The sequence below is a fragment of the Pseudoalteromonas citrea genome (assembly GCF_000238375.3).
GTDB classification, from domain to species: Bacteria; Pseudomonadota; Gammaproteobacteria; order Enterobacterales; family Alteromonadaceae; genus Pseudoalteromonas; species Pseudoalteromonas citrea.
This window is the reverse complement of the sequence record NZ_AHBZ03000016.1, coordinates 40795-53322: the sequence shown is the minus strand read 5'-3', so window position 1 is coordinate 53322 and position 12528 is coordinate 40795. Positions and strand designations below refer to the sequence as shown.

Annotated in this window: 7 protein-coding genes; all 7 read right to left on the bottom strand. The window is 38.0% G+C overall.

Going from position 1 to position 12528, the window contains the following annotated elements:
- Nucleotides 1–10: 10 nt before the first annotated feature.
- Genes PCIT_RS10545 through PCIT_RS10515 form a run of 7 tightly spaced genes read right to left on the bottom strand, consistent with a single transcriptional unit; the run spans nt 11 to nt 12508 of the window.
- Nucleotides 11–1423: a tetratricopeptide repeat protein gene (locus PCIT_RS10545; RefSeq protein WP_010363033.1), complete on the bottom strand. Its 1413-nt coding sequence runs from the start codon at nt 1421–1423 to the stop codon at nt 11–13.
- A complete protein-coding gene (locus PCIT_RS10540) occupies nt 1416–4178 on the bottom strand; it encodes an NERD domain-containing protein/DEAD/DEAH box helicase (RefSeq protein WP_010363035.1) in 2763 nt (920 codons plus the stop codon). Before PCIT_RS10540 ends, PCIT_RS10545 begins: the two co-directional genes overlap by 8 nt.
- A 2-nt stretch (nt 4179–4180) precedes the next feature.
- Complete coding sequence (locus PCIT_RS10535) at nt 4181–6235, bottom strand: DUF262 domain-containing protein (protein ID WP_010363037.1); 2055 nt, start codon at nt 6233–6235, stop codon at nt 4181–4183.
- Entirely contained in the window at nt 6228–7796 is a 1569-nt protein-coding gene (locus PCIT_RS10530) for a DUF262 domain-containing protein (RefSeq protein WP_010363039.1), read from the bottom strand. Before PCIT_RS10530 ends, PCIT_RS10535 begins: the two co-directional genes overlap by 8 nt.
- A gap of 12 nt (nt 7797–7808) precedes the next feature.
- Complete coding sequence (locus tag PCIT_RS10525) at nt 7809–9110, bottom strand: restriction endonuclease subunit S (RefSeq protein WP_010363041.1); 1302 nt, start codon at nt 9108–9110, stop codon at nt 7809–7811.
- Between the two features lie 2 nt (nt 9111–9112).
- Nucleotides 9113–11590, bottom strand: coding sequence for a type I restriction-modification system subunit M (locus PCIT_RS10520; RefSeq protein ID WP_010363043.1), 2478 nt, complete (start codon nt 11588–11590; stop codon nt 9113–9115).
- Nucleotides 11591–11641: 51 nt separating this feature from the next.
- A complete protein-coding gene (locus tag PCIT_RS10515; RefSeq protein ID WP_010363044.1) occupies nt 11642–12508 on the bottom strand; it encodes a WYL domain-containing protein in 867 nt (288 codons plus the stop codon).
- Nucleotides 12509–12528 lie beyond the last annotated feature (20 nt).

Sequence of the window (12528 nt, the reverse complement as noted above, 5' to 3'; positions counted from 1 at the left end):
CTTATTCTCCTTAATGCGTTGACTGGCTTTTAACTATTTTAATTACACGCCAACTAGGGGTTCCTTTCTTGGGATCTTTATCCCAAATTTTTGTTGCTTCGACATGCTCTTGATCATTGAAACCGTTCAATAAATAAGGAGCAACAAAAGCATCATCAACAAAGCCAAAGCCCTTGGGATTCAACTTAAGAGTGCCTTCAATTAATTTCACTCGCTCACTTTGTTTTGGTTCAACCTTGTGTGCTTCCATTACATCTAACTGTTGTCCGTCATTAGCAATTTTTAACTCTAGCCATGTTCCCACCTCAGGTAATCCTTTGCCAAAAAACACGCCTTTTCTTGCGCTTACTTTTTTGTTTAAGTCGAGATATATACTAAATCCCTTACCTGAACGATGATGCGAATCAACAATACCTACCGCCACTTCTAACTTCTTAGTTGCATATTGAAGAGCATCATTTGCTCTGGTTTTAATAACTTCATTAAAGTTAACAGATTCAATAGCAGAGGCATCAAACCACCCTTGCTGAATAAGCTCTTCATGCTCTGGTTTTATCTGCCAACCATTTGCGTTGTATATTTCTATTAATTTACTCAACGCCGCTGATGCAAAATCAAACTCTTGTTTATTGGCAAAAAGCTGGGCTAACCCGTAAAACATTGGAATACAAAAAGGAGGTTCGTGAGCTTCCAAAATTGCCTTGCTATAACAAGCTATTGCGGCCTTAGGCTCTTGGCTAATATAAGTATCAGCTAAAGCGCCCCAAGCCCAAGATTCAGACATTTTTTGTCGTAAAACTGATAAAGCAGATTCTCTTGCCTCATCATATCTACCCGCACTAACCAAGCATTTAGAAATATCAAACTGAAGCCAAGTTTTGTTCCTATCAAGAGCATTATTCAGCGCATAATTAAGTAAATTTAATATACCATCCAGATTCAAATCCCATTGTTTATGATGTTGTAACCACGCTTTACTTGTTTGCCTTGATAACCTAACTAGTAAACTTGGGTATTCTCCTTTTTCTGTTTTATATGGCTTTAGATCAGCAGGTTGATAAAGGTTAGAGCCATAATAAGTTAACATCTGGATATAAGACTGGTAATGCTCTCCACAGCCCTTAAATAAATTGAAGAATCTGAAATCTAGTTCTTCACATGGCACTGTTAAATTGAGTTGTCCTATACAATTAATCCATGAATTAACTATTTCCTGCTCATTGACATTGGGAGCCTTACTTTGCCTAGCTAAAATCGGGTCTTGAATCGCCTTTATTGCAGCATAACAAACCCAAAATAAGGATGTTCTTAAATATGTATTTTGTGGTTCATTTTGAAAAGCCATATAACCACAATTCCATGCATCGACAAAATTTCCTTGCTGCTTCAGTTCACGAATTTGGGCAAATACTTCACTACTCATTTAAAGCTTCCTTAAAAAGAACTATAACCTCTTCAGAAGTCGCTTTTTCAGGCATTATTTTTGATAGTAATCCAGTTTTTACGACCCAAGTTTTAAGTTGAATGGCCTCATTACCTTTCGCGCAAAGAACTTGCATCTCCCAGTCACCTGAACGCTTTGCGTCAACTACTTCGAAACCTAATTCTTCCACAAAATTTCGAAGTGATTGTAGAGCCGTATTTAGTCTAGATTCATCAAAAGTTATTTCGCTTGCTAAGAGTGTTTTTAACTCTTCGCTTAAACTCGGCTCTTTTGACTCATCAGGAAAAGCTAATGTTTTGACTTTAATATTTTTGTCATAGGTAAATCGAACACGAACTTTCTTACCTGTACTGTGCTCAAAAGTATAAAGCTCTTGATAGCTATGCTGCTTTAATTCGCTTATTCGCCACGAAGAGTTACTCAAACAATTTGAAACCGAAAAACAAATTGCTTTAAGCTCAACTACATCAGTATTCATTCCAACAGGGTAATTGAACTTTTCTAATTCTGTTTGTTCAGGAATTTGATAGTTAAAACCTTTACTTACAGGGAATATTCCAATTTTACAATTGTTGTTTGGAATGAATTGGGTCTGGTATAGCGGAGTTAATTTAGGGTACTTGAGTAACTTCAAACCATTTTCAGCAGACATACTTGCTGTATATAAAAACCTAAAAAAACCATCATTGGTAATAGAGTCACCACTAGGGCCTCTACTAGCATCCAAATAAACTAAATTCCATTGCCTTCCTTGCGCTCTATGTACCGTCATGGCGTATGCATATCTAATTCTAGCCGCATTTAATAAAGGACTATGGGCGATATGATTTTGTATTAATTCAGAATACTTTTTCTTCTCTGATCGATATTCATCAGATTTCTTGTCATTGATGCTGTCTAATTTACCTTTAAGCCCTTTAAATGCTTCGACAGCTTGCTCTCTTGCTTTAATGCTTAGCACTAACATTTGATCAGTACTTAATTCCGGCTTTTCTGCATGTAAATAATCAATAATGTAAGAAACGTTCACATCACCTAAGCTTGGCACTCGGCAACTCAAATAACCTATACGCACAACTGACGGCTTATCGCGGCCTTTTAGTGACAGTTCAATGGTATCAATCTTTTCTTCAACAGAAGTAACGGTAGCTATTTCTCCTGAATGTACCCAATCATTGCTTGGCTCGATTTCAGTGTTGCTATTGAGTGGATTGTTAACTGGAGTACTAGTGTGGAAATCAATGAGATCTCCAGCATTTAGAACATAAGGGTTGGCTTGTTTAAGAACTTTTTGCTTAGCGGCAAAATTGATTTTCTGAGCCATATCATTCAATGCTGTTAAATAAACACCGTGATAGCGCCCTGATGTAATATCAGTCCCAATTGTCGGACTATTTTCTATCTGTGATACGACTTCACTATCTGCATTAGGCAGTTTATTAAAGTGTTTGTGTTGCATCTGTTGTGCAATTTCAAACTGAAAGTCATGTAACTCTTTAGGATCAGACTCGATCTGTTGTTCTAAAAATGCTTCGTCAATCGTTAATTCTTTGTCTCGAATAGCCTGACCAGATAGCAAACATTGGTCTAGGTCGCCACGAGATAATTGATATGGGTCGCCCACCAAAAGTAATTTGGGCGGATTATTCTCAAACGCAGTTAATAGATCATTAACCATATGACCTGACCCAAAAATCGCATTATCCATGTCATAGTAACTATTGCTAATTAAATGCGACTCAACAACAACCAAAACTTTGTCTTTAACTTGTTCGCTAGTAAGAATCACTGGGTGCTTAGCTAACTCAACACCATTTGATTTCTTAACTACTCCATCACTCTTACTGCTGTAGAGTACTTGATATATTGAGTTAAATTCTCCAAGCCCCATCTCCGTATATTTATTCGCAATACGCGCATTCGGGGTCAAGAGCAACAAACTCTTATTTTTATTCTCTATTCGCTTAATTATTTCTCTAACTAAGGTTCGTTTACCCGTGCTAGACATGCCTTTCAAAACCAAAGCACATATATCGGATGTTAACCATCGCTCTGCTTGTTCTAAGGCTGCTTTTTGAAACCCAATACGCGTAAATTCAGTTTCGAATGAGGTATCAGGATCAACAGATATTGCTCTAGTAACAGGCTTACCATCAGGGAAGTATTCAGGCGCGGCAAAAGCATCAGCAATCATATTAAGCTCATGCAAAGACATATCAATCTCTGCGCTTGCTATACCGTCAATTGTTCGAATAGCTTTACTTAAGTCACATATATGAAACCAACTTTTAATTTGTTGTGGTATCTGAGTATCATCTATTTCTATTGGTTGATGAAACATCACTAAACCCGCTATATGACCAAGGTTTGGTTTAGATTGAATTTCAATATGCCCGCTTTTTATGTAATCGAGTAGAGCAAACTTATTGCTGCGAAGCTGTAAAAATGGATTTCGACTGTTACCGCCTTTAACAACAACATCATCACAGTACCAAGGGCCATTTTCAGAAAATGTTAGCTCACCGCCAAAATTTTTAAAATCGATAACAATGATCGCATTATTCTTAACGATTAATGCATCAAACTCTTTGCCTGCAACAAAAAAGTTACCGAACAAATATAACTGATCATCACGTTCATCCCACTCAGCTTGCAGCATGTCATGCAAAGCATTAAACGCTTGGTTCTCATGACTGTGGTTAAATGCGCTCCCTCTAAAGGCTTTAAATCCCATAGTTACTCCTTGTCACCATAATGCGCTGCTAAAGCACTTAACATCTCTTTTTGATGCTGTCTTATTTGTGTTTCTTGCCAATCGTTTTGTTCTTTTAATAATTTGAACATGGCTTTTAATTTTAAAGAGTCATATTGTGGCTTAGCTTCAAAATCAACCAACTTCTTCTTAACCGCTTGATTGCTGTATGACGAGTTTTCACCTGGACTTAATAAAACTAAATTACCAAATGCATCTAAGAAGTCTCGTTCCAACATGTTTTGATGCTCTTCATGCTGAGGATATACGTGCTCAACAGAGTTCTTAGCCGTTATACGGTATTTTTTAAACTGCTCTAGCTGCCTATCTGGCTCTTGTTTCCATAATATATATTCTAGTTTTTGAAACCAATAATGTTCAAAACTAGTACCTCTCGCTTGGGCAAAATAATCAACGTTTGCTTGCCAAGAATTTACTTCAGGTTGCTGTTGTTTTGCTTGTTTGAAGCTAGCTGTTTTTTGAGTTTCCGACTCACCAGCCAATGATAAATCGTTATCAATTTTCTCAAGCAAGGCTATAGCTTGTGAATCTTCAGTTATATTATCTTTCATCAAGCCTGCGATGAAAGGCGTGATCCAATACTGAGCACTGCGTTCACCAGTAAAGTTACGCACACTTTGCAGCATCACTAATTCGTTTAACTCTTTTTGAGTACGGTTAATGTACTGTTTTCCACTTGATTCACTTCTTGTCAGGTACGTTAAACGTAACTGTTCATCATCACTATCGTCACGCTCTACCCACTTAACCACCCAACGGTCAAACTGATAACGTACTTGCCACAAGGTTTTGATGAATTCTTTTACTTCGTCTTCACTGGCCTTGGTCAGTGGTTCAAAGGTTTCTAGTAACTTGTCAGCATGCACTCGAGGAATAACATCGTCTGTACCATCGCCTAACGCAACAGCACGGTTAGCTAAATAGATGCGATAAGCGTGGATAAGTAATAATGGAAAACTAATAATTGGGCGACAATAAACGGTTTCGGTTTCTAAATCGTAGATACCAGAATCCTGCTCGTTGCCATGATCCGTGTTTGTACTAGCATCAATGTTTTTATCTGTGTCCGCTGCACTTGCTTTCAATTGCTCTGCTAACTGCAAAATGGTTAAGCCCTGCTTATGCGCAGTACTACCTGAATTTTTCACAAATAACGCTTCATCAAAACAAGCTAAATGTTCTGATTTAATATCATTCCACGGAGCGTTAGGAAACACTTTACGAACATTGCGCTCAAAGTAATTTTCCATGTGTTCACATGCTAACCACATAGCATCGAATAAAGGCTTATCGGTAGAAACCTGTTTAAGCAGTTTTGATTTTAAAATATCAGCCTGTTCTAGCTGTATACCGGCTGTATTCATGGTGGCAAATAAGCGATTTAAATCCATTTGCTGAGGTACAATATTATTCACCCATTGCACATGATTAAAAATATAATCACCTAATAAAATACGATCCTCATATTCAAGCGCTTTAACTTGTTGCTCTAAAACTTGTAACGCTGCATATATGCGTTTTAAATATGGGTTTTCACCAATGGCTTCTAGCCCTGGAAATACATAATCATCTAAGCCAGCTAAACTACCTAATAAGTGTTGAACTTGATCACGAATAGTAAATTGCAGTCTCGGTTGCTTTTTAAAAGCCGCAATACCGGCAATAGCTGAATCAACTTTTGCCATTTTAAAGGCAAGCGCAATAAGCATTAACGTAGTGGTGCGTTGCTGCCCATCAATTAGCTCATAAATACTATTACCATCTTCATCTTGCTCTATTGAAGTAAGCACCGTACCAATAAAGTAATTAGGCTCTTTTGCAACACGAGCATCATTTATATCTTTAAATAGCTTTAATACAGCTTCATCTGGCCAAACATAGGGACGCTGATAACTTGGAATACTAAATTGATATTCATTGCTTTGAATGTAATTTAACGTGAGCACTTGTGTTTCAACATGATGTTGTGTCACCTGACATCCTTTTGCATTAGCTTCATCTGTAAATACATTACCCATGTTGCTCTCCATTATTTTTGCGCATGCTCATCTGATTCGCAGCTACTGTTTCAGTGCCTAAAGGAAGGATATAAGCATCCAACCCTGCGGTATAAGTGTTAGCAAGTGCTTGAGCTGAGCCACCTTCAATTACCTCTATTCCAAAATGCTTTAATACGTTAATTATAAAGCGTTTTTTTACACTGTTTTTATCAACGGCTAAGTTGGCGGGGTCAGCTTTAAAGCTAAAACGATCTAAGTAATCGAAACACATGTTTGGTGTATAACTGGCTGCAATCCAGTCAAGTACAGGGTTATCACGGACAAACGCTGATATAGAGTTTTCTCTCACCGCTTTTTGATTGCTTACTCTTGGGGAGTAGATAACCCGAAACAGTTTCTTCGCAGCTATGTCTAATTGCTGTTCGCCAAATTGGCTAATGTAAATAAGCAGTGCAGTATCGTATAACCCTTTTACATAGCTACAACCGTCAAGTTCGCAGATCAGGTTTTGATAAAAGTGAGAAAAGCGTACAAGGGTATTTTCTCCTTGATTTAACGCTTGAACGGAAGTTTTTGCAGTTATCTTTTTGTTTTTGACCTTATTGTTTTTAACTAGACTGGTTAAGTATTTGCTTCTTAATTGTTCAAAATAGCTTAAGTAGTGAATGGTATTAATACCACTATTTAATGGCTGTCTTAGTTCATAACCTTGTTGTGCTTGTTTATCTATTTGACCACCATCAGGTAAATATGCTCGCTCAAACCGACCAAAGGCTATGTCATCACCCTTGCCCGTAGTTTCTCCAAGCTCATTGACTACAGCACTTCTTACTAAATGCGGTTGACGATGAGAAGGTACATTACGGTTATACAGTTTTTGCCAGTAGCGCCCTTTAACTAATGAACCAACAACTGGGTTTAAATCGCCTAATGCTTCCCATTTAGCAGCAAACTCATTTTGGCTTTGTCGTGCAATGGCTCTAAGGTGATGTGCTTTTATAATGTCTGGGCCACTTAGCCTTACCCCACCTGTATTCTGGGTTTCGAAAAAGCGATAGGCATCGTCTTCTGAGCGTGTAACAACCAGCGTTAAGTTTATTTTATTAGCATCAAATGTGACTATATGGCTAGCATTGCTTTGTAGCCACTCCTGTAACCAAGTCAGGTTTTTGATGATTTGTTGTTGCGATTCTGGTGAGTCGTAGCTAAGCGATAATTCAAAAGGGCTAAGCTCAACTTGCCCATTAGGCGTGTTAGCTAAATATTGTACATAGGCAATCAATGCTAAAGTGGTTAAGCGTTGCTGACCATCAATAATATTTAACTGACCATTTTCAGCTGACTGGTGCAAAATAACACTGCCTAGGTAATAACCGTAAGCAGTGTCACTTTGTGCTAGATCAGTTAAAAAAAGCTGATAATCACTTAACAGTTTTTTTATTTGCACTTCACCCCAACGATAAGGGCGCTGATATTCAGGTATAGCTAATTCGCCATGAATTTCAGTATTATTAGCACTAACAATACTTTCATTACTGAATAACTGCGCTAAGGTACAACTTGCCACTTCAACCGACATACCACTTCCTTGTTAGTTAATTTCTGAATCCACTTTAGGTACTTTAATTTTGCCTGTTACCGCACTGTTAATTAGCGTGGTTTTGTATTCTTTGAGTTTTCCTATTTGTTTCTTTTGAAGACCTATTGCATCATCAATAGATTTTGACTTGCTCTCAATTAACTCAACGATTTGGTTTTGTTCTTCGAATGGTGGTTGGCACAAGGAGTTGCTACCTATGCGATCAACATTTAAATTCATCTGAGTATTTTTAATCGATGAATCCATAAACTGTTGCTTCATATTACCAAGTGCATAATACAAAAAGTCTCGAACGACTCCTTTTTTTGGGCTGAAACCTACGATGCTATCAGGAAAACAGGCGTCTAGATCTAATATTGAAACATCTCCAATATTAGCCGCAATAGTAATAACAACAGTGCCTTTTGGAATTAAAGTTGATACTTGTAAACCTCTTTCATTAAGGGTTTGTCTATATTTTGATAAATACTTTCCAGCACGAGCAACATCTCCAGTTTGAAAGAACGGATATTCACCATCGTACATAGCAGGATCATTTCTAGGTCGGTGAGTAAACTTGCCTCTAAATATTTTAGTGAGATACTTAATCTTCTTTACTTCCCAATGCTCAGGTATTTCACCAATCCAATCGACGCCTGAATCTTTCATTAGAGCTTTAGGGTTCAAGCCTTGAGTAACCGCTTGTTGGATGATGATTTGCTTGCGTTCTTTTAACAGCTCAATTTGCTTTTCTTTGATGGCTATCGCTTCATCAATCTGTGCTGTTTTTTTATCGAGAAAGTTGGCAATAGCTGTTTGTTCTGGTATTGGTGGTATACTGATGATCACAGCTTTCATTTCATCATATCGAGTAGTCCATAAATCAGCGACTATACCGTGCCCCATACGGTAAAACTCTTCAATGAAGTTGTAACTTTTTAATAAATACTCACAATACTTAGGAACTATATTTTTGGGTTCCATTACAATGTTTATCAATGAAACAGAACCATCACGATCAGCTACGCCACTAGACCCTTTTCTATCTGAACGACTATTGATTACAAAATCGCCATTTCTTACTAGCTTTCGATTATCACCGTCATTACTTTTCGCAGCATTAGATAACTGAGGCACAACACCATTTTTTGTTACTGATAAAGGAGGAAAATCTTTATCAGAAACCTTTGTTCTTCTTTCTTCAAACCGTGTAGCAATTCGAGTTAAATCCCAATGTTTAGGCACAATTCCTAACCATTCTACTCCAGAATTTTTATATGCCTCATACTTAGGCATAGTCGTTAGTTCACCCATAACTACGCTCCATGTACTTTAGCAATATCAACACCAAGAATATCAGCAATTAAGCCTTCGGCTTTTTGCTCAAGGTTGATAATATCGGTTGCTACTTCATCCATTGCTCGCAATGGCTTATGTTGGTAAAAGTATTTATTGAAGCTAATTTCATAACCAATTTTGGTGCTATCTAGGTTTATCCACGCTTCAGAAACATGTGGTTGTACTTCATCAAGGAAATATTGGTGAATTTCAGAGTTATCGCTATCATTACCTTCGTTGTAAGTTAGCGGTACAGATTCAGCATCACGTAAATCAGAATTTGATTCATAAGTGGTGAATTCTAGTTTTTTATCTTCAATAGCGTAATAACCAAAGTCAGCCATCACCTCAGATAAAGAGCCAGCTTGTTCACAGCCTAAGTGATGTAATAACTCATCTAGTTTGTCTTGTTTGAATTTAACCACTTTCTTAATGACTTTTTCAGCATTTTCGTCGTACCAACTCATAGCATTAACCACTGTAATGTAAAAAGCTTTGCGTTTATTTGGTTTAATGTCTGCTAGCACGTCAGCTGAAATCTGTTTGAATTGGGCTTCGACATCAGCTTTAAACAGGTTGTAGTCGTTGTACTCTGCGATAATGGTTTCAGCAAGTTTGTTTGCAAGCTCGACCAATAATTTACCGTTAAGCCAAGTATCAGTTGCGAGCAACTTAGCTTTCGCTTTAGCGTTTAAGTTGATGTCGTTATCTTCACACCAAGCAATAACGTCCTTTTCCATCGCTTTATTGTCAGCTGTAAAAAAGTCAGCTTGATAAACCTTGTCGCCATATTCAACGTAAAGGTGCTCCATTGGTTCACGAAGGGTTTTATCAAAACGCAGTGGTGCAATAAGGTCGTCTTTAAACTGAGCGCTGCGTCTATCTGGGCGTTCAATATTTACTTTGTAGTAACCAAAATCATCATTATTAAATACTTTGGCTGCAATGCCTGTTGGACCTTTCTCTTGCGTCAATTGGCGTTCGACACTTGCTGCATCAAGATAGGTTTGGGTAATTTCAGTAATATGCTCTGGTGAAAACTCACAGTTTTTATTCCCTAAGTTTTTACGCAGCTTTTTAAACAACAAGCTAGCGTCAATCAGTTGTACCTTGCCTTTGCGCTGGTCTGGTTTGCTATTATTCAGTAACCAAATATAGGTCGTGATACCTGTGTTATAAAATAGGTTATTAGGAAGCTGTACTATGGCATCGAGCATATCGTTTTCGATAATGTAGCGGCGAATGTTACTTTCGCCAGAGCCTGCATCACCGGTAAATAAACTTGAGCCGTTATGAACAGAGGCAATACGAGAGCCTAACGGGCTGGTAGCAATTGATTTCATCTTGCTAACCATTTCCATTAAGAACAGTAATTGGCCGTCTGATGAGCGTGGCGTGGCATCAACAAAGCCTTCTTTTGGTAAGTTACCCCAGTAATCTTTTAACACGACCTGAAAGCGTGAGTCGATAACGTCTGAGCCTTCTTTAATATGCTTTTGCTCACTTGCCCAGCTTTTGCCGTACGGCGGGTTTGATAAACAAAAATCAAAGCGTTGACCGGCAAACTCATCAGTAGAAAGGGTTGAGCCTACTTTGATGTTTTTAGGATCGTTGCCTTTGATCATCATGTCTGACTTACAAATAGCGTAGGTTTCGTCGTTGATTTCTTTACCGTATAAATTAATATCGCGGGTGGTGTTTTCTACTGGGTAGTTTTCATTAATAAAGTTTTGCGTTTCGGTAAGCATACCGCCACTACCACAAGCAGGATCATAAACAGTAAGTGTTAGTGGTAAATCGGATTTGATAGGATCAAATACAAGGTGAGTCATTAACTCAATTACTTCACGTGGGGTAAAGTGTTCACCGGCCTCTTCGTTGTTGTCTTCATTAAATTTACGGATCAACTCTTCAAACACATAACCCATACCTAAATTACTTAAGGCTGGCAGTTTATTACCTTCAGGATCTTCAACTTCATCAGGTGTTAGGTTTATAGTTGGTGAAACAAACTTTTCTAATACATCAAGTAGTACATCTTTACCTGCCATATGTTGAAATTGAGATTTTAGGTTAAAGCATTCGATAATTTCTTTAACGTTGGCGCTGAAACCGTTTAGGTATTCTTCAATATTCGCCAAAATAATTTGGCGGTTATTAGTTGCGGTTTCTTTAATACTGGTTAATGTCCATTTAGAGGTGTTGTAAAACACATAACCTGCGGCATCAATTAACGGCGCATCATCAAGCTCTGTTGCTTCCATTTCCTCAACTTGAAACTTAACTTCATCAAGCACCGCTTTTTTAGTGGGCTCAAGTAAGGTATCTAAACGGCGTAATACTACCATAGGTAAAATTACGTCACGGTATTTACCACGTACGTATACATCACGCAAGCAGTCGTCAGCAATTGACCAGATAAAAGAGATAAGTTTGTTATGTGCGCTGTGATCCATTGTTTTTCCTAAAATAAAGCGACTCTTTCGCTTTGGTTAATTCTTAAAATTCTATTGGTACCCGGGCGAGATTTTCATACTCGCCACATTTTCTAATTCGTTTATATGGCTTAGCCAAAGGTGATATTCATCACCCTCTAAAGATGCATTTTTTGTACAGTCAACGTTCCACTGACGCATAAGGTAGCCAAGCAGAGCTTCTCTTACTTCTAAGCGCAATACACCATTAATCATGTTGTAATCTAGCTCTATTGCCTTTTTGTGCTTAACAGAAGGATGAACTCTTAACTCAACATTGATAATGTTATTCCAACTGATGTCATTTGCTGCGAGTTGATTGTCACTTACTGGCTGGTGAATTTCTGAAACGTTTTGTAATCGAGTACAAACGAAATCACGAAACTCATCGGTTTTACGATCAAAAGCTCTTACATGCCAACGTTGACCGTTGTTCGCAATGGAGTGTGGAACAATCTCTCTTCGGCTTTCACCAGACGACAGAGAAACATAATCGCACCTGACTGGTTTTTTGTTATTGATCGCACGCATTAAAGTCGCAATTACATTTGAATCAGGGTGTATCAAACGAGTTGCATCAAAACAATGACTTGAAGGGTGTAAACCATTCGATAAACCATCGCCAAAACCTCTGCAAAGGCTGTTCAAAACGGCTTCAGGATTATGGGTAAATAGAGGCTGGAATTCGTTTTTACGATAGTACTGCTTGTCTTCGTGTTTTAATTCAAGGTTATTAGGCGCTAATTCTCTATATAGCGTCAGGTCTCGAGAACATGAAGCAAGGCCTGTTTTGAAGTGATTGATCAGATCTGCACGCGCTATTTGCCCTATAAATTGCAGGCAAAAATCAATAAACGCAAGGCGCTCGCGTTGTGCATAATTTAGTTTTTCTAAATCCATCTAGTAATTCATAAGTGATT